The sequence below is a fragment of the Kitasatospora sp. NPDC052896 genome (assembly GCF_044547075.1).
Lineage (GTDB): Bacteria > Actinomycetota > Actinomycetes > Streptomycetales > Streptomycetaceae > Kitasatospora.
Map to the genome: position 1 here is coordinate 1,160,562 of NZ_JBITZU010000001.1, position 16,002 is coordinate 1,176,563.

General features: G+C 72.0%; 19 protein-coding genes and 1 pseudogene. 14 read left to right on the forward strand and 6 right to left on the reverse strand.

All coding sequences use genetic code 11. The annotated features are described in order from the left end of the window. Positions 1-50 precede the first annotated feature (50 nt). The 3 genes from ACIGXM_RS05390 to ACIGXM_RS05400 are packed head-to-tail and all read left to right on the forward strand — an operon-like array spanning position 51 to position 2,475. The gene (locus ACIGXM_RS05390) at positions 51-701 is read left to right on the forward strand and encodes a hypothetical protein (RefSeq protein WP_396557004.1); all 651 of its coding nucleotides are present in this window, start codon (positions 51-53) and stop codon (positions 699-701) included. After that, positions 698-1,867 (forward strand): MAB_1171c family putative transporter, encoded by a 1,170-nt coding sequence (locus ACIGXM_RS05395; protein ID WP_396557006.1) that lies wholly within the window; start codon positions 698-700, stop codon positions 1,865-1,867. The genes ACIGXM_RS05390 and ACIGXM_RS05395 overlap by 4 nt, the downstream gene beginning before the upstream one ends. Next, the gene (locus ACIGXM_RS05400) at positions 1,864-2,475 is read left to right on the forward strand and encodes a hypothetical protein (RefSeq protein ID WP_396557008.1); all 612 of its coding nucleotides are present in this window, start codon (positions 1,864-1,866) and stop codon (positions 2,473-2,475) included. The genes ACIGXM_RS05395 and ACIGXM_RS05400 overlap by 4 nt, the downstream gene beginning before the upstream one ends. Before the next feature lie 15 nt (positions 2,476-2,490). Here the strand turns inward: ACIGXM_RS05400 and ACIGXM_RS05405 are convergent, their stop codons facing one another. Together ACIGXM_RS05405 and ACIGXM_RS05410 are read right to left on the reverse strand one after the other, a co-directional pair. Continuing rightward, positions 2,491-2,790, reverse strand: coding sequence for a hypothetical protein (locus ACIGXM_RS05405; protein WP_396557392.1), 300 nt, complete (start codon positions 2,788-2,790; stop codon positions 2,491-2,493). A 127-nt stretch (positions 2,791-2,917) separates the two neighbouring features. After that, positions 2,918-3,805 carry an LLM class flavin-dependent oxidoreductase gene (locus ACIGXM_RS05410; RefSeq protein ID WP_396557010.1) on the reverse strand — a complete coding sequence of 296 codons (888 nt, stop codon included), beginning with the start codon at positions 3,803-3,805 and terminating at the stop codon, positions 2,918-2,920. An 85-nt stretch (positions 3,806-3,890) separates the two neighbouring features. On the opposite strand from ACIGXM_RS05410, the gene ACIGXM_RS05415 reads away from it, so the two are divergent. The 4 genes from ACIGXM_RS05415 (at position 3,891) to ACIGXM_RS05430 (ending at position 6,691) form a co-directional block, all read left to right on the forward strand. Next, entirely contained in the window at positions 3,891-4,202 is a 312-nt protein-coding gene (locus tag ACIGXM_RS05415) for a hypothetical protein (RefSeq protein ID WP_396557012.1), read from the forward strand. A 53-nt stretch (positions 4,203-4,255) separates the two neighbouring features. Then, positions 4,256-5,509 carry a hypothetical protein gene (locus tag ACIGXM_RS05420; RefSeq protein ID WP_396557014.1) on the forward strand — a complete coding sequence of 418 codons (1,254 nt, stop codon included), beginning with the start codon at positions 4,256-4,258 and terminating at the stop codon, positions 5,507-5,509. A 76-nt stretch (positions 5,510-5,585) separates the two neighbouring features. Then, positions 5,586-6,233, forward strand: a complete 648-nt coding sequence (locus ACIGXM_RS05425; protein ID WP_396557016.1) for a DUF433 domain-containing protein — start codon at positions 5,586-5,588, stop codon at positions 6,231-6,233. Further along, a complete protein-coding gene (locus ACIGXM_RS05430) occupies positions 6,230-6,691 on the forward strand; it encodes a hypothetical protein (protein ID WP_396557018.1) in 462 nt (153 codons plus the stop codon). The genes ACIGXM_RS05425 and ACIGXM_RS05430 overlap by 4 nt, the downstream gene beginning before the upstream one ends. Before the next feature lie 44 nt (positions 6,692-6,735). On the opposite strand, the pseudogene ACIGXM_RS05435 reads toward ACIGXM_RS05430, so the two are convergent. Then, a pseudogene (locus tag ACIGXM_RS05435) lies at positions 6,736-6,972 on the reverse strand (LLM class flavin-dependent oxidoreductase); the annotation flags it as partial. On the opposite strand from ACIGXM_RS05435, the gene ACIGXM_RS05440 reads away from it, so the two are divergent. Continuing rightward, positions 6,971-7,195 (forward strand): hypothetical protein, encoded by a 225-nt coding sequence (locus ACIGXM_RS05440; RefSeq protein WP_396557019.1) that lies wholly within the window; start codon positions 6,971-6,973, stop codon positions 7,193-7,195. The pseudogene ACIGXM_RS05435 and the gene ACIGXM_RS05440 overlap by 2 nt on opposite strands. On the opposite strand, the gene ACIGXM_RS05445 is transcribed toward ACIGXM_RS05440, so the two are convergent. After that, positions 7,170-7,751, reverse strand: coding sequence for a hypothetical protein (locus ACIGXM_RS05445; RefSeq protein WP_396557021.1), 582 nt, complete (start codon positions 7,749-7,751; stop codon positions 7,170-7,172). The two genes, ACIGXM_RS05440 and ACIGXM_RS05445, sit on opposite strands and share 26 nt — an antisense overlap. Positions 7,752-8,000: 249 nt before the next feature. On the opposite strand from ACIGXM_RS05445, the gene ACIGXM_RS05450 reads away from it, so the two are divergent. Genes ACIGXM_RS05450 through ACIGXM_RS05465 form a run of 4 tightly spaced genes read left to right on the forward strand, consistent with a single transcriptional unit; the run spans position 8,001 to position 11,582 of the window. Beyond that, entirely contained in the window at positions 8,001-8,966 is a 966-nt protein-coding gene (locus tag ACIGXM_RS05450) for an ABC transporter ATP-binding protein (protein ID WP_396557023.1), read from the forward strand. After that, the gene (locus ACIGXM_RS05455) at positions 8,950-9,876 is read left to right on the forward strand and encodes an ABC transporter permease (RefSeq protein WP_396557025.1); all 927 of its coding nucleotides are present in this window, start codon (positions 8,950-8,952) and stop codon (positions 9,874-9,876) included. The genes ACIGXM_RS05450 and ACIGXM_RS05455 overlap by 17 nt, the downstream gene beginning before the upstream one ends. A 9-nt stretch (positions 9,877-9,885) precedes the next feature. After that, entirely contained in the window at positions 9,886-10,803 is a 918-nt protein-coding gene (locus tag ACIGXM_RS05460; protein WP_396557027.1) for an ABC transporter ATP-binding protein, read from the forward strand. A gap of 59 nt (positions 10,804-10,862) precedes the next feature. After that, the gene (locus tag ACIGXM_RS05465) at positions 10,863-11,582 is read left to right on the forward strand and encodes an ABC transporter permease (RefSeq protein WP_396557394.1); all 720 of its coding nucleotides are present in this window, start codon (positions 10,863-10,865) and stop codon (positions 11,580-11,582) included. A gap of 75 nt (positions 11,583-11,657) precedes the next feature. On the opposite strand, the gene ACIGXM_RS05470 is transcribed toward ACIGXM_RS05465, so the two are convergent. Further along, a complete protein-coding gene (locus tag ACIGXM_RS05470) occupies positions 11,658-12,899 on the reverse strand; it encodes a CynX/NimT family MFS transporter (protein ID WP_396557029.1) in 1,242 nt (413 codons plus the stop codon). A gap of 57 nt (positions 12,900-12,956) precedes the next feature. Then, entirely contained in the window at positions 12,957-13,682 is a 726-nt protein-coding gene (locus ACIGXM_RS05475; RefSeq protein ID WP_396557031.1) for a FadR/GntR family transcriptional regulator, read from the reverse strand. Positions 13,683-13,842: 160 nt separating this feature from the next. Here ACIGXM_RS05475 and ACIGXM_RS05480 point away from each other — a divergent pair, with 160 nt between their 5' ends. After that, positions 13,843-14,166: a hypothetical protein gene (locus tag ACIGXM_RS05480; protein ID WP_396557033.1), complete on the forward strand. Its 324-nt coding sequence runs from the start codon at positions 13,843-13,845 to the stop codon at positions 14,164-14,166. A gap of 194 nt (positions 14,167-14,360) precedes the next feature. Next, positions 14,361-15,983 carry an LCP family protein gene (locus ACIGXM_RS05485; RefSeq protein WP_396557035.1) on the forward strand — a complete coding sequence of 541 codons (1,623 nt, stop codon included), beginning with the start codon at positions 14,361-14,363 and terminating at the stop codon, positions 15,981-15,983. Positions 15,984-16,002: the final 19 nt, after the last annotated feature.

The window sequence follows — 16,002 nt, forward strand, 5'->3', positions numbered from 1 at the left end:
GGCCGTGCGGGCGCGGCGCACCAGGCGACTCCCAGAGGAACAGGGCCTCCATGAAGTGGCGAAGACAGGCGCGCGCCGACCTCACCGCCTTGGCCGACCGGCTGACCGTGCCGCGTCCCTTCGACCTCACCGAGTTCTGCCGCCGCATCGCCGACCAGCGTGGCCGCCCGCTGCACCTGGTGCCGGTGGCCAACCCCGGCGAGGTGGACCTGCCGTGCGGGCTCTGGCTCGGCACCGACCGCGCCGACCTGGTGTTCTACGACGCCGCGGCCGAACCCATCCTGAAGACCCAGATCGTCCTGCACGAGATCTCACACATGCTGCTCGGCCATCTGACGCCCGACGTCGGCCTGCTCACCACGGCCTCCGACGCCGCCGGGACGCCTGCCGACGCCCCTGCCGAAACCACCGCGCCCGCTCACGACCCGAAGGCCGCGCTGGCCGTGGCCGCCGACCGGGTCGCCGACCGGGAGCTCGGCCTGGCCACCGACCAGGAGCTCGGCCTGGCCACCGACCGGGTGCTCGCCCTGCTCGCCCGCGACGGCTACAGCAGCCGTCAGGAGAGCGAGGCCGAGGCGCTGGCCACGCTGATCCTGGAGCGCGTCACTCGGGCCACCGCCCCGCACCCGGACGCCCGGGACTCCGCCGACGTACTGGCCCGCCTCGACGACGCCTTCGGGCACCCGGTGCGCAGCTCGTGACACCCGCCAAGCTCGCCGTCATCGTCATGCTCTGGGTGGTCACCTGCTGGCGCCTGCCCGCCGCCGTCCGGAGCCCGCGCCAGCGCTCGCTGTGGACCGCGTTCGCCGGGCTCACGGTCGCGATCACCCTCGGCCTGCCCGCGCTGACCGCCTGGATCGACCGGGTCAGCCACGTCCACAACCTGACCGTGCCGATCAAGCACGTGGTCGGCATCGTCGCCTGCGGTGCGGTGCTGACCTTCGTCGCCGACATCTCCCGGCCCGAGCTGGCGGCCCGGCTGCGCGGACCGCTGCGCACCGCCGTGCTCGTCGCCTCGGCGGGGCTGGCAGGAACGTTCAGCCTGCTGCACCAGCCGACCGAGGTCACCGACTTCTACCTGGCCTACCCCGGTTCCGTCCCGGCCGCCTGCTACGCGCTGATCTTCACCGGCTACCTGGGTGGCTCGATGCTGGTCGCCAGCTGGCTCTTCTGGACGTACGGGACCAGGGCCGGGGCCGGCTGGTTGGGCGTCGGCCTGCGGATCCTGGGCGCCGGCACCGCGGCCGGCGTGGTCTACGCGGTGCTGCGGCTCTGCCAGGTGGTGCTGCACCTCTTCGACCGGCCGATGTTCATCGGCTCCGCCGTCCTCTACGGCATCGAGTGGTCGGCCATCGCGCTGATCGTGGTCGGCAACTCGGTCCCCGCGGTCGGCGTGGCGTGGCGCGGGCTGCGCGACTGGCACACCGCCCGGCGGCTCGGCGCACTGTGGACCTCGCTCACCGGAGCCGTGCCCGAGGTGGTGCTGACCGCGGAACTCGGCCGCGGGCCGCGGGTGCGGCTGCACCGGTTGGTGATCGAGATCCGGGACGCCGAGTTGGTGCTCGCCCCGCACGCCCCCGACGGGCTGCGCGAGCGGGCCCGGCGGGCGGCCGCGCGGACCGGGCTGAGCGGTGAGCCGCTGGACGCGATGACCGAAGCGCTCTGGCTGCGAGCGGCCCGGTCCGACCGGCTGGCCGGCCGGGCGCCGGGCGGCGTGCCCGCACAGCGGGCCGCGGGCGGGTTCGCGGAACTCGACTTCGAGACCGAGACCCGCCGGCTGCGCCGCCTCGCGGAGGCCTACCGCTCGCCCACCGCCGACGCCTTCGCCCACACCCATGCTCACGCCGAACCCCAGGACATCCCGTGACCACCGCCCCCACCCGTCCCACGCCCGCCGTCGCCGTCGAGTCCCGGCCGGCCCGGCTGATCACCGACGGTCTGGAGCCGAAGAACTGGATCATCGCGGTCACCCTGCTGGTGGGCTGGCACGCGGGCCGGCTGCCGGGGGTGGCCTGGGGCGTCGAGGCCGCGCTGTTCTCCGGGGTGATCCCGATCCTGCTGATCAAGGCCGGCGAGCGGCGCGGCCACTGGGGTGACCGGCACGTCCGGCGGCGGCAGGACCGGCTGGTGGTGATACCGCTGATCATGGCCTCGGTGCTGTGCGGGATGGCGCTGATGCTGCTCTGCCACGCCCCTTCGGCACTGGTCGCGCTGGTCGCCGCGATGCTGGCCTCGCTGGCCGCGATCCTGGCGATCACCACCTTCTGGAAGGTCAGCGTGCACACGGCGGTCTCCTCGGGCGCCGTCGTGATCCTGGCACTGAGTTACGGGCCCTGGCTGCTCGCGCTGTACCCGCTGGTCGCGGTGGTCGGCTGGTCCCGGGTGAAGCTGCGGGACCACACCCTCGGCCAGGTCCTGGTCGGCACGGCGCTCGGGGCCGCCGTGGCGGGGGCCACCTTCGTGGCCCTGCGCTGATCCCGGAGACAGGGGTCAGTCCTCCAGGTGCGCGAAGCCGACCTCGAAGTGTTCGACACTGATGATCTGCTGCTGCTCGCGCGCCGCGCTCTCGGCACGGATCTGGGCAGCCTTCGCCTCACTGGCCCACATGGACTCCTCGTCCTTCCACAGGCTCAGCACGATCTCCCGGCCGCTGGCCCGGTCCGTCAGGAAGTAGGCGCCGCAGAACCCGGGCAGCTGTCGCACCTGGCGCAGCGCCGGCGCGCTGCCCTCGGCCAGATCGACGTGCGGGGGGATGGGGCCGCTCTGGTAGGTGCTCAGCCGTGCGTACATCACGGCCACCTCCTAGATCCACCGCCGGTCCGGCAACCGGCTGCTCCTTCCAGCGTCGCGCGCCCGGCCGTTCGCGCGACACGAGCGGAATCCCGGAGCGGAACCAGGGCCCGTCCGCGGCGGGCGCTCAGCCCAGCTGGGCCAGGCCCTCGGTGGCGATCCGTTCGAAGACCGCGAGGTCGTTCTCGAAGATCGAGTCGGGGACCGGCCAGTGGATCACCAGCTCGGTGATGCTGAGCTCCCGGTAGGTGCCGGCCCAGTCGACGAAGGCGTCCAGCGAGGCCAGTGGCCGCTCCGCGGTCGAGCCCTGCAGCAGGACCTTCTCCAGTTCGGCGACGTCCCGGCCGCGCTGCTCGCAGGCGGTCCGCAGCTTCGCCAGCTGCCCGGCGACCACGGCGGGCGCCTGGTCGGCCGGCACGTCCGCCGGGCCGCGCGGGTCGCCGTACGTCACCCAGCCCTGCCCGTACTCGGCCGCCAGCCGCAGCCCGCGCGGGCCGGTCGCCGCCACGTAGAACGGCACCCGCGGCCGTTGCACGCAGCCCGGGATGTTCCGCGCCTCGACGGCCTCGTAGTACTCGCCCTCCCGGGTGGTCGAGGGCTCGGTGAGCAGCTCGTCCAGCAGCGGCAGGAACTCCCCGAACCGGTTCGCCCGCTCCTTCGGCGACCAGGCCTGCTGGCCCATCGCGGTCGCGTCGTACCCGGTCCCGCCGGCCCCGATCCCGACCGTCAGCCGGCCGCCGGAGACGTCGTCGAGGGTGATCAGCTCCTTGGCCAGGGTCACCGGGTGCCGGAAGTTCGGCGAAGTTACTAGGGTCCCCAGGCGGATACTCTCCGTAGCCGCCGCTGCGGCGGTCAAGGTGGGTACCGCCCCGAACCAGGGCGCGTCGCGGAAGGACCGCCAGGAGAGGTGGTCGTAGGTGTAGGCGGCGTGGAACCCGAGGTCCTCGGCTCGCTGCCAGATCTTCTGACCCTCGTTCCACCGGTGGATGGGGAGGATCACCGTACTCAGTCGCATGACATCGACCCTACGCGTGCACACCGGCGGGTGAGAGTTCTGGCAACTCGCGGTGACCCACCCGCGCTACCGCTAGCGTGGCGCTATGAGCGCACTGGGTAGGGCCGAGCTTGAGGCCCTGATCGCTGAGGCCACCGTCGATGCCTACGGCGAGGACGAGGAGCTGACGGGCCTGTTCACCATGATCGAAGAGCACCTCGCGGTGCCGTTCGGTACGACGGTCCTCGGAGTCGAGGTGGCCGTGCACAGTGTCGATCTCTCCGAGGACGGCCGGATCGTCGCGTTGTGCTCGCGCGGCGCCACGCGACAGAAGATCGGGATTCTGGAGTTGCCGATGCCGACGCCTGCCCCTGTCGGTGCCGAGTGGGTCGAGGCTTACCGGCAGTGGGCCGGTTGAGGCGGAACAACTCGCACATCACTTCAGAACCGGCTTGTACGGAGGGGCAGATCGTGGCGATCACAGCGCAGGAAGCGGATCACGGGACCGATGACCGTTCACTCGGTGAACTCACCGAACGCTGCGCCGAATTGAAGGGCGAGCTGGTCGCCTTCGCGCAGAGCGCGCGCTTCGACCGGTGGTTGACTCCGCTCCTGCTGGAGGCCGCCGGACCTGAGCGGCGACTGGACGAGACCGATGCGATCCGGATCACCGACCATTTCATCCTGCGGTACCGCCTGCCGGACGGTGCGACCGTGGTGGACCGGTTCGTCGCCGGGCGGCGGGACTTGAGTGAAGCCGACCGGGAGATGCTGCTCGGCTGGCGCGATCCAGTCGAAGGCATCTTCGAGATCTGTCGCAAGGACGGGGATGCTGTCGTCCTGCTGAACCTGGTCGACGACCTGGAGTACCGCACGTACTCGAACGTCGGGCGGGCGGCCTTCCGCGGAGTGTCCAAGGGAGGATTCCTCCTCGCGTGCCTGGTGCCCCTTGTCCCGACCGACGAGGCCTGGCTGGTCTCCGGGGCAATGTCCTACTACCCCAAGTCCAGCTCCTCCGAGATCGCCCGTGCCGCGGTCCAACTGGCAGCCGGCCAGCCCGAGCTGGTCTTTCGCAACACCGAGAAGATCGAACAGGGCTGGCGGCAGATGCGGGAGGACCGGGCCGCCTTCGTAGAGTTCTTCGGCAGCGACGAACTGGTCCTTCCCCCAGCCGAAGCCGAGGAGCGGCTCAACGCCTACTACCGGCACCGGCAGGAGTCCGCCGTCGCCGAGCACCCCGACCGCACCCGAGGCAGGCGGCTCCCGGGCCTCGACTTTCCGGCCTTCGAACTGCTGCGGGACCTCGCGGACTCGGACACCATCGGTGTCATCTACGACGACGTCGATGGAATGAACTTCTACGCGGACTACGGGATGCTGCGGGATCTCTTCGCCGACCCGGCCCTCACGGGCCGCAGGCAGCACCAGGACCTGCTGCGCACGTACCTGCGCGAAGAGTCGATCGCGCCGCTTCCGATCCGCCGACTGGCCACCGCCCACCCGGAAACCACCGACGCGGTGTTCCGGAAGCTGCTGCGGAAGCCCGGATTCACCTGGGCCGAGCACGGCGAGGCCCTGCTACGCCGACGCAAGCCCTGGTACTACGAGCAGGAACCCCGCCCCGGTGTGTCCGTGATCGGCGAGCGCCTCAGCGAACTCGTCGCCGGCGGCCGACGGCGGAAGCTCACGAGAGCGCGGCGTGTCTCGGCGGCCTCGTCCGGGTGAAATGCTGGCGAGCCTGATGCCCGTACGGGACGATGAAGTAGCGTCGGATCGTCGGCTGGAGCCAAGGAGGTGCCGCATGTCGTACGAGCCCAAGCTGGCTGCCGCGTTGTCCGGTGCGACTCTGCGGCAGCTGTCGCACTGGCGGCGGGCCGCCGGCGAACGCGGCGCTGTCCTCGTGCCGGAGATCTCGGCGTCTCGTCCGATCCTCTACTCCTTTCGCGACGTGGTCGCCCTGCGAGCCTGTGTCCGCCTTCGCGAGGAGGCATCCCTGCAGAAGATCAGGCGGGCGCTGAGCACGTTGCGCGAGGGCCTCGACGAACGTGAACACCTCTCGGCCTACCGACTGGTCGCGGGCGGTGACACGATCTACCTGGCAGCCCCGGAGCACGCAGTGGACCTCGTGCGGAGCAAGGGCAATGTCGTCATCCACGACATGGTGGACGTGCTTGCGCCTTTCTACCGTGGTGGTCGACGAATCCCGGACCTCCTTGAACCCCGGCCGCACGTGTCCATCGACCCTGCCGTGCGAGGCGGTGAGCCGGTCGTCGAGGGGACACGCATCCCGGCGACGGAGGTCGCCGCTCTCCTGAGGGATGGCGTGCCACCTGAGCAGATCGGCGACTACTACCCGGGCGTGACAGCAGAGGCAGCGCGCGACGCAGCGGACTTCGCCGACTATGTCGACAGTTACGAGGACGCGGAAATCCGGCAGGCAGCCTCTTGAAGCTGCTGCTCGACGAGAATGTGCCGCTCCCCATGGCACGGATCGTGCGGCTGCTCCTGAAGCACCACGTCGTCGAGCATGTAGCCGAACTCAGCGGCTGGGCGGGAACCAAGGATGTCGACCTCTACGCCCGGGCGGCAGCGGACGGCTTTGAGCTCGTTGTCACGAATGACACGAAGCAACTGAGCCGCCCACTCGAGGTGGTCGCCATCGCCGAGTCGGGCCTGCATCGCATCGAGTACCGCCAGAATCACAAGCACGGTGGGTTGGTGGGTCTCGGTGCGGCTATCGCCACTGTGTGCGCCGGCCTGCCCCATGCCTTGGCTGAACTCGACCAGGCGGACGGACAGCGTCTGATCTCGCTGAATGCGGTCGACCCGTCCCAGCAGAGCCGCTTGCGCATCGTGGATCCTGCCAGCGCCCCGCCCAAGTTCTGGCCCGCCGACTCGCAGGGATAGTGGCATCAGGGGCTGAACCGGCGAAACATCGCAGGTCAGGCCGCGATAGGTGAAAAAGGATTGACCGAGGTCACCAGCGTCCCGAGCCGCAGCCGCTCGGTCGCCGTCGCGGCGGCGGTCAGGGTCGGGACCGCCCCGAACCACGGCTCGTCGCGGAAGGACCGCCAGGACAGGTGGTCGTAGGTGTACGCGGCGTGGAACCCGAGGTCCTCGGCCCGCTGCCAGATCTTCTGTCCCTCGTTCCACCGGTGTATCGGGAGGATCACTGTGCTCAGACGCATGCTCCCGACCCTACTGCTCGCCTTCGAGGGGCTGCCCGGCCACGAGCACGCCGTCGACGCGATGCTCGCCGCGGTCCCGCACCCGGAGCACGGCGACGTCACGGTCGTGCCCGGTGCTCCCGGGGCCTGCGCCGGCCGCGTCACCGCCGCGTCGCGGTCGCGCCGGTCCGACGATCGCACCCGCCCGGTCCCGGCCGTCAGTGGCGCAGGACGTGGAGCGTGAGCTGGTTGGGGCGGTCGTTGAGGCCGGTGCCGGAGGTGACCGTGACCGCGTTCTGGTGGGCGGGGGCCTTGGCGGAGAGGGCGACGCGGAACATGAAGCGCGCGGCGTGGCCGCTGGCGAGCCGCTGGGCGAGGGACGAGGTGTCGGCGCCCAGGCCCGAGTCGCAGCCCGGCAGCACCGGTAGCGGCTGCCACGCGCCGTTCTTCATCACCTGGACGCTGAGGTCGCCGGGGCGGAGGTCGTCGGCGCCCCGGGCACCGGTGAGGAGCAGCGAGGGGGCGATCCGCGGGTAGTCGGCGCCGGTGAGGTTGGCCATCTCCAGGTCGATGACGACCGGCCTGCCGCCCGCCGTGATGCTGCTCGGCTGGTCGGGCAGGAAGGCGCTGGCCGCGGTGCCCTGGTGGCCCGCGGTGGTCGCGTTGCCGGGGCACGCGGGGGTGGGCGCGGCGGCCGGGGCCGCGGCGGCGGAGAGCAGCGGCAGGCCGGCGCCGATCGCCAGGGCGGCGGTTCCGGCCAGCAGGCGGGTGCGGCGGCGGGTGCTGGAACGAGCGGGCATCGGTGATCCCCCCAGGGGCGCGAGTGCGGAGGGTGGGCTGGGGTGAGAATTCCCTTAGAACCATGTTCGGCCGGAACGGTGGAGTTGTCATCAGGAGGCCGCGCGCTGGGCCGGATGGGCGAGTCGGCCGCCGGGCACCGGCAGGGGTGCCCCTAGGGGACCGCGCTCGGCACGTCATCCCGCGGATGGAGTGACGCCTCGTCATTCGAGCTAACGCCAGGGACTGTTGCCGCCCGATAGGTTCGAGCGGTGTCCACAGCCCCTGCACCGCCCGTCATCAGAACGGACGCCCTCACCAAGCGGTTCCCCCGGGTCACCGCCCTCGACCAGCTGACCGTGGAGGTGCGGCCGGGGGTGGTCGGCCTGGTCGGGGCCAACGGCGCGGGCAAGTCCACGCTCATCAAGATCCTGCTCGGCCTCTCCCCGGCCACCTCCGGAACCGGTGAGGTGCTCGGGCTGGACGTCGCCACCGAGGGCCCGGCGATCCGCGAGCGGGTCGGCTACATGCCCGAGCACGACTGCCTGCCGCCGGACGTCTCGGCCACCGAGTTCGTGGTGCACATGGCCCGGATGGCCGGCCTGCCCGCCGCCGCGGCCCGCGAGCGGACCGCCGACACGCTGCGTCACGTCGGGCTGTACGAGGAGCGCTACCGCCCGATGGGCGGCTACTCGACCGGCATGAAGCAGCGCGTGAAGCTGGCCCAGGCGCTGGTCCACGACCCGAGGCTGGTACTGCTGGACGAGCCGACCAACGGACTCGACCCGGTCGGCCGGGACGACATGCTGGAGCTGATCCGCCGGGTCCACCACGAGTTCGGCATCTCCGTGCTGGTCACCACCCACCTGCTCGGCGAGCTGGAGCGCACCTGCGACCACCTGGTGGTGATCGACGGCGGCCGGCTGCTGCGTTCCTCCTCCACGGCCTCCTTCACCGAGGCGACCCGGCTGCTGGCGGTGGAGGTCACCGACCCGGTCGGCGACCAGCCCGCCCGCGACGCCGACCGGGCGGTCCGCGAGCGGCTCACCGCCGCCGGGCTGACCGTCCGCGCCGAGGGCTCGCGGATCCTGCTGGTGGAGCTGGCCGACGAGCAGACCTACGACATCGTTCGCGACACCGTCGCCGGCCTCGGGCTCGGTCTGGTCCGCCTGGAACAGCGCCGGCACCGGGTCTCCGAGATCTTCGCCCGGGAGGCAGCCGATGACCGTACCGCCTGACGCCGCGGCCGTACCACCGGCGGCCACCGGGCCCCGTGCCGACGCCGGGGTGATCCACGACATCGGCTACCGCGGCTACCAGGGCCCCCGGCTCGGCCGCTCCTACGCCACCCGCTCGCTCTTCACCCAGGGCCTGCGCGGCGCCTTCGGCCTCGGCCGCGCCGGCCGGTCCAAGGTGCTGCCGATGTTGATCGTGGCGGCGATGGCGCTGCCGGCCGCGGCCCTGGTGGCGATCACCGTGCTGCAGCACGGTGATCGCCTGGTCACCGACTATCCGCAGTACCTGGACGGCGTCGGACTGCTCTTCGCGGAGATCTTCGTGGCCGCCCAGGCGCCGGTGCTGCTCTCCCGCGACCTGCGCAACCACACCGTGCCGCTGTACTTCTCCCGCCCGATCACCCGCACCGACTACGTGCGGGCCAAGGCCGCGGCGATGGTCTGCGCCCTGCTGCTGGTGATGGCGTCGCCGCTGCTGATCCTCTACGTCGGCGCGCTGCTCGGCGGACTGGACATCGGCCACAACACCGCGCACCTCGGCTTCGGCCTGCTGGCCGCGCTGCTCTACGCCGTGGTCTTCTCGGCGGTCGGCCTGCTGGTCGCCGCGGCCACCCCGCGCCGCGGCTTCGGAGTGGCCGCGATCATGGGCCTGCTGGTGGTCAGTCAGCTGATCGCGAGCATCCTGTCGGCGTTGCTCGACAACCGCGTGGGGGACTCCTCGCGCTGGCCGTACCTGCTGTCACCGAGCAGTCTGGTGCGGCTCTTCACCAACCAGGTCTGCGGCCTGGCCCGGCAGGGCGGCGCGCCGGGCACCCCCGCCGGGGCGGTCGGCGCGGCGGTCTTCGGGCTGGCGATCGCCGGCCTGGTGGCCGGCTCGTACGGGCTGCTGCTGCGCCGCTACCGGAACATCTGAGAGGGCGTCATGGCTGTCATCGGCATCGACCGGGTCTCCCGCTGGTTCGGCAACGTGGTCGCCGTCAACGACGTGTCGATGAGCATCGGCCCGGGCGTCACCGGTCTGCTCGGGCCGAACGGCGCGGGCAAGTCCACGCTCATCCACCTGATGAGCGGCTTCCTGGCCCCCTCGACGGGCTCGGTCACCCTGGACGGCGCGCCGATCTGGCGCAACCAGCAGGTGTACCGGGCGATCGGCCTGGTCCCGGAACGGGAGTCGATGTACGACTACCTGACCGGCTGGGAGTTCGTGCTCGCCAACGCCGAGCTGCACGGGCTGCCGGACCCGGGCGCCGCCGCCCGCCGGGCGCTCGCCCTGGTCGAGATGGAGCACGCTCGGGAGCGCCCGACCGGCACCTACTCCAAGGGCATGAAGCAGCGGGTCAAGATGGCCTCGGCGCTGGTCCACGACCCGGCCGTGCTACTGCTCGACGAACCGTTCAACGGCATGGACCCGCGCCAGCGGCTGCAGCTGATGGAGCTGCTGCGCCGGTTCGGGGCGGACGGCCGGACGGTGCTGTTCTCCTCGCACATCCTCGAGGAGGTCGAGCAACTGGCCCGGCACATCGAGGTGGTGGTGGCCGGCCGGCACGCGGCCTCCGGCGACTTCCGCCGGATCCGCCGGCTGATGACCGACCGTCCGCACCGCTACCTGGTCCGCTCCAGCGACGACCGCCGGCTCGCCGCCGCGCTGATCGCGGACGGCTCGACGGCCGGGATCGAGCTGGACCGGAAGGAGGGCGGCCTGCGGGTCCAGGCGATCGACTTCCAGGGCTTCACCACGCTGCTGCCGCGGGTCGCCCGGGCGGCCGGGATCCGGCTCTTCACCGTCTCCCCCGCGGACGAGTCGCTGGAGAGCGTCTTCTCCTACCTGGTCGCCTCCTGAGGGCCCTCGCACCCCACCGCACCGCACGCACTCGAAAGGCTGACCCCGTGCTGCACCCCATCCTGCGGACGACCGTGGCCCGGCTGACCGTCCGCGGCCTGCTCGGCAGCCGGCGCGGCCTCCTGCTGCTGGTCGTCCCGGGCCTGCTGCTGCTGATGTCCGTGATCGCCCGCGGCTCGAGCGCCGACAAGCAGCAGCTGACCGCCACCATCCTCGGCCAGCTCGGCCTGGGCACCCTGGTCCCGCTGCTCGGCGTGGTGGTCGGTACCGGCGTGATCTCCACCGAGATCGACGACGGCTCGATCGTCTACCTGCTCGCCAAGCCGCTGCCGCGCTGGCAGATCATCACCACCAAGTTGATCGTGGCGGTGCTGACCAGCTGGGTGGTGGCGGCCGTGCCGACCCTGCTGGCCGGGCTGGTCCTCTACGGCACGAAGGACGCGTTGGCGGTCGGCTACGCGGTCGGCGTCCTGGTGGCCAGCACCGCCTACAGCTCGGTCTTCCTGCTGCTCGGCGTGGTGACCCGGAACGCCGTGGTGGCCGGTTTGGCCTACGCGCTGATCTGGGAGAGCGTGGTCGGCAACTTCGTCGAGGGCGCCCGGACCCTCTCGGTGCAGCAGTGGGGGCTCGCGGTGGCCAGGGCGGTGGCGCCGCACGGGGGGATCAGCACGAACGTCGGGCTCGGCGCGGCGGTGCCGCTGCTGGTGCTGGTCACGGTCGGGGCCGGCTGGCTGGCCGCGGTCCGGCTGGCCGGCCTCACCCTGGCCGCCGGGGACTGACGGAGGACCGACGGCAGAACGACGACGGACGGCACCCGGCGGTGAGCCGGGTGCCGTCCGTCGTCGTTCCCGTCGTTACAGCGTGCGGTCCCGCCCGGCGCCGAGCCCGGCCGCCGCCGCGATGCCCGCGAAGACCAGCATCAGCACCAGCGGCACCGTCCAGCCGCCGGTCAGCTGGTGCAGCGCCCCGGCACCCACCGGCCCGGCGGCGGCGATCAGGTAGCCGACCGCCTGGGTCATCCCGCCCAGCTGGGCCGCGCCGGCCGCGCTGTCGGTGCGCAGCACGATGAACGCCAGCGCCAGCCCGAGCGAGCCGCCCTGGGCCACCCCGAGCACCGCCGCCACCAGCCAGGCGCCCGACACCGGTGCCACCAGCAGCCCGGTGATCCCGGCCGCGTTCAGCGCCGCCATCGCCAGCGCCAGACCGCTCTGCCGGCGCAGCCGGCCGGCCAGCAGCGGTACCAGGAACGCCCCGGCCACCTGCACCAGGTTGCTGAAGGCGAAGACCAGGCCGGCCTCGTCCCGGCTCATCCCGTGGGCCGCCAGGATCGTCGGCATCCACGCCACCAGGGTGTAGACGAGCAGCGAGGAGATGCCCATGAAGAGGCTGATCTGCCAGGCCAGCGGGAGCCGCCAGATCCCGTTGATCGGCCGCGCCACGGCCGCCGGCCGCAGCGGAGTGGCCTCGGCCGTCCGCGGCTGCCGTGCCCGGAGCACCTGCGGCAGCCAGGCGATCGCCGCGACCAGCGCGAGCAGCGACCAGGTGCCCAGCGAGGCTCGCCAGCCGCCGCCCAGCGCGTGCTCCAGCGGCACCGACGAGCCGGCCGCCAGGGTCGCGCCGACCAGCATGGTGGTCGAGTAGACGCCGGTCATGGTGGCGGCCCGGTCCGGGAACTCGCGCTTCACCAGCCCGGGCATCGAGACGTTCAGCACCGCGATCGCCACGCCGATCACCACGCAGCCCGCGTAGAGCGCGACCACCGAGGGCAGCACCCGCAGCAGCACGCCCGCGCCCAGCACCAGCACCGCTCCGAGCACCACCCGCTCGGTGCCGAACCGCCGGGTGAGCCGCGGGGTGAGCGGCGCGCCGACGCCCTGGAAGAGCACCGGCACGGTGGTGATCAGCCCGCTCGCGGTGGTGGAGAGGCCGAAGGTGCGCTGGATCTCGCCGACCATCGGGGAGATGGCCGCGAGGCAGGCGCGCATGTTCAGGGCGACCAGGACGATCCCGGTGAGCAGCAGGGCCGGGTGCGCGAGCCGGTCGCGGACGGGGACGGCCGGAGCGGCCACCGGCCGCTGGGCACGGGTGACGGGCATGGTTGTGCTTTCTCGGTACGGGGGGACGGCAGGAGGCGTGGGGAGGGGTGCCCGGCGTTACTTGCGGGCCGCGAACTCGGCGAGCAGCTGCTCGACCGCGGCCGTCGGGCCGTTCAGCAGGGCGCGACAGGCCGCCTCGGCCCGCTCGGGGTCGCCGCTCTCGATGGCGTCGACCAGGGCCTCGTGGGTGGCGACGACCACCTCGGGCATCTCGTGGTCGCCGAACGCGGTGTGCATGGCCTCCCGGACGGAGGCGCTGAAGTAGCGGTACAGCTCGGCCAGGGCCGGGTTGTGGGCGGCCTCGACCACGGCGGTGTGGAACTCCAGGTCGTGTTCGACGGTGGCCTCACGGGCGACCCGCTCGCTGTGCGCGGCGATCACCTCGGCCTCCCGGGCCAGCGCCGCGCGCATCCGCTCCAGGTCCTCGGCGGTGTGCCGGACCGCCGCCAGCCGGGCGGCCTCGGCCTCCAGCGCGGCCCGGACCTCCAGGACGTCCCGGACGCCCGAGCGCTGGACGCCGCGCAGCACCGAGGCCGGGTCGCTGGTGCTGCGCACGAAGGTGCCCTCGCCCTGCCGGGAGACCAGCATCCCGGCGTGCACCAGCACCCGGATCGCCTCCCGGACGGTGTTGCGGCCGACCTGGAGCTGTTCGGCCAGCTCGTGCTCGGTGGGGATCCGCTCCCCGACGGCCCAGGCCCCGGCGGCCAGCTGCTCGCGGAGCTGCTCGATGGCGAGGTCGACCAGCGACCGGCGCCCGGTGGCGTGCAGGTTCCCGTTGGTCATCACGCCACCTCCGCTCCATTCGGGGACTCCCTTGCCCGGTCATCCTACAACCGGTTGTCCGACAACCCGACCACACTCGGGGCGGTGTGGCCGGGATCGCACCCCGTACGCTGGCCCGGGCGGTCACACGGCTCGTCAGATCACCGAGGAGAGCCGCGAGATGGGTCCGCTGTCCGTCCCCGGTCCGTTGGTTTCCGCCGACTGGCTGGCCGAGCGGTTGGGCCACCCCGAGCTGGTGGCGCTGGACGCGAGCGTGGGTCCGTACCGCGGTGCGGAGCGGCGGATCCCCGGGGCCCGGGTCTTCGACCTCGACGGCGCGCTCTCCGACCAGGCCAGCCCGCTGCCGCACACCATGCCCGACCCGGAAGCCCTCACCCGGGAGCTCCGGGCGCTCGGGGTGGGCGACCGCAGCGCGGTGGTGGCTTACGACGGCTCGTGGAGCGAGTGGGGACTGTCGTCCGGGCGGCCGGTGGTGACGGGCTGAGCATCCGTCGGCGGCTGTGATCCTGATAACTACGGCGGTGACCACCGGAACCGTGGGTCGATTCTCGGTGTTCTCATAACACTGAACTGCTCGGCCGGGCAGGTAAAGCAGATCCCACGCACTACTCAAGTGCTGGTCTCTTTATATGCTCCGCAGAAGCTCATACGTGTCTGCCGCCGGCGAAGGGTTTACGAATGTCAGGCCAGAGGGCGGGGACGTCCGACCAGAGCGCCGGGGGCCGGCGGGCGGAGGACGTCCCGCGGCGGGGCGTGCCCGCCCAGGGCGGCCCGCGGCCCGGCGGTCGGGCCCGGGCCCGACGTGCCCAGGGCAGGAGTGCGCGCCCGAAGCGCAACACCAGGAAGGTGCTGGCCTGGACCTCGGCGGCGGTCGTGCTGGTGGTCGCGGCCGGCGGCGGGGCGATCTACTACAAGCTCGACGGCAACATCAAGAGCTTCGACAAGGCCGGGATCAGTGCCAACCGCCCGCCGGAGGCCACCGCCGACGCCAACGGCAACAAGCCGGTCAACGTGCTGCTGATCGGTTCGGACTCGCGCGGTGGGAACAACGTCGACCTCGGCGGCGGCGGTGACGACGGCGCCCGCTCGGACACCACGATCCTGTTGCACGTCTACGCCGACCACAAGCACGCGGTGGGCATCTCGTTCCCGCGCGACTCGCTGGTCGAGATCCCGCCCTGCCTGGTCAACAACAAGTGGACCAAAACGCAGACCAATGTGATGTTCAACTCGGCGTTCGCGATGGGCAACACCGACCAGGGCAACCCGGCCTGCACGCAGAACACCGTCGAGCACCTCACCGGGATGCGGGTGGACCACACCATGGTGGTCGACTTCTCCGGCTTCTCCGCGATGACCAGCGCGATCGGCGGCGTCGACGTCTGCGTGCCGAAGGCGGTCTACGAGGGCGACCTCAACCCCAACCTCGGCCGCAAGGGCAAGCAGATCTTCGCCCAGGGCGTGCAGCAGGTCTCCGGCCAGCAGGCACTGGACTACGTCCGGGTCCGGCACGGGATAGGCGACGGCTCGGACATCGGCCGGATGCAGCGGCAGCAGGCCTTCCTCTCCTCGATGATCAAGAAGGTCAAGGGCGGGGGGATGGATCCGACCACCCTGCTGCCGCTCGCGGACGCCGCCACCAAGTCGCTGACCGTCGACCCGGGGCTGGACTCGGCCGCCAAGCTGATGTCCTTCGCGCTCTCGATGAAGTCCATCGACCTGCACGACATCAAGTTCATCACGGTGCCCTGGCGGTTCGAGGGCCCGCGGGTCTCCTGGGTGCACCCGGACGTCGACAAGCTGTGGGCCGCGCTCAAGGCCGACAGGACGCTGGACGGTCAGGACGCCAGCGGTGGCCAGCAGTCCGGTCCGGCGGCCGCATCGGCCACCCCGCCGCCCGCCGCGGGCAGCGTGAACGGTGCCGGCGCCCGGGTGAGCGTCTACAACGGCACCACCACCAAGGGCCTGACCGTCACCGCCTCGGCGAAGCTCAAAAACGCGAACTTCACCGTGGTCGGCACCGCCAACGCGGCCGACCAGACGCACGACACCACGGTGATCCAGTACGGCAGCGGCAACGCGCAGGCCGCCCAGACGCTGGCCCAGCTCTTCCCGGGCGCGACGCTGGAGAAGAGCACCGGGACCGGCCTGAGCGTGGTCCTGGGCAAGGACTTCGCCGCGGCCAACGGCGGTGCGGCGCCCGCCGCCAGCGTCGCGCCCGGCCCGCTGCCGAGCAGCATCACCGACGGCGGTCGGACGGCGGACGACGACCCGTGCGCCAACGTCAGCTACAGCGGCTGACGGCCCGCCAGGACGTCAC

Coding starts and splice junctions, on each gene's coding strand:
- ACIGXM_RS05405 (WP_396557392.1), bottom strand. CDS start 2,790: ATGTACGCACGGCTGAGCACCTACCAGAGCGGCCCCATCCCCCCGCAC.
- ACIGXM_RS05440 (WP_396557019.1), top strand. CDS start 6,971: ATGCTCCCGACCCTACTGCTCGCCTTCGAGGGGCTGCCCGGCCACGAG.
- ACIGXM_RS05425 (WP_396557016.1), top strand. CDS start 5,586: ATGTCGTACGAGCCCAAGCTGGCTGCCGCGTTGTCCGGTGCGACTCTG.
- ACIGXM_RS05485 (WP_396557035.1), top strand. CDS start 14,361: ATGTCAGGCCAGAGGGCGGGGACGTCCGACCAGAGCGCCGGGGGCCGG.
- ACIGXM_RS05475 (WP_396557031.1), bottom strand. CDS start 13,682: ATGACCAACGGGAACCTGCACGCCACCGGGCGCCGGTCGCTGGTCGAC.
- ACIGXM_RS05415 (WP_396557012.1), top strand. CDS start 3,891: ATGAGCGCACTGGGTAGGGCCGAGCTTGAGGCCCTGATCGCTGAGGCC.
- ACIGXM_RS05410 (WP_396557010.1), bottom strand. CDS start 3,805: ATGCGACTGAGTACGGTGATCCTCCCCATCCACCGGTGGAACGAGGGT.
- ACIGXM_RS05460 (WP_396557027.1), top strand. CDS start 9,886: ATGGCTGTCATCGGCATCGACCGGGTCTCCCGCTGGTTCGGCAACGTG.
- ACIGXM_RS05455 (WP_396557025.1), top strand. CDS start 8,950: ATGACCGTACCGCCTGACGCCGCGGCCGTACCACCGGCGGCCACCGGG.
- ACIGXM_RS05470 (WP_396557029.1), bottom strand. CDS start 12,899: ATGCCCGTCACCCGTGCCCAGCGGCCGGTGGCCGCTCCGGCCGTCCCC.
- ACIGXM_RS05480 (WP_396557033.1), top strand. CDS start 13,843: ATGGGTCCGCTGTCCGTCCCCGGTCCGTTGGTTTCCGCCGACTGGCTG.
- ACIGXM_RS05445 (WP_396557021.1), bottom strand. CDS start 7,751: ATGCCCGCTCGTTCCAGCACCCGCCGCCGCACCCGCCTGCTGGCCGGA.
- ACIGXM_RS05390 (WP_396557004.1), top strand. CDS start 51: ATGAAGTGGCGAAGACAGGCGCGCGCCGACCTCACCGCCTTGGCCGAC.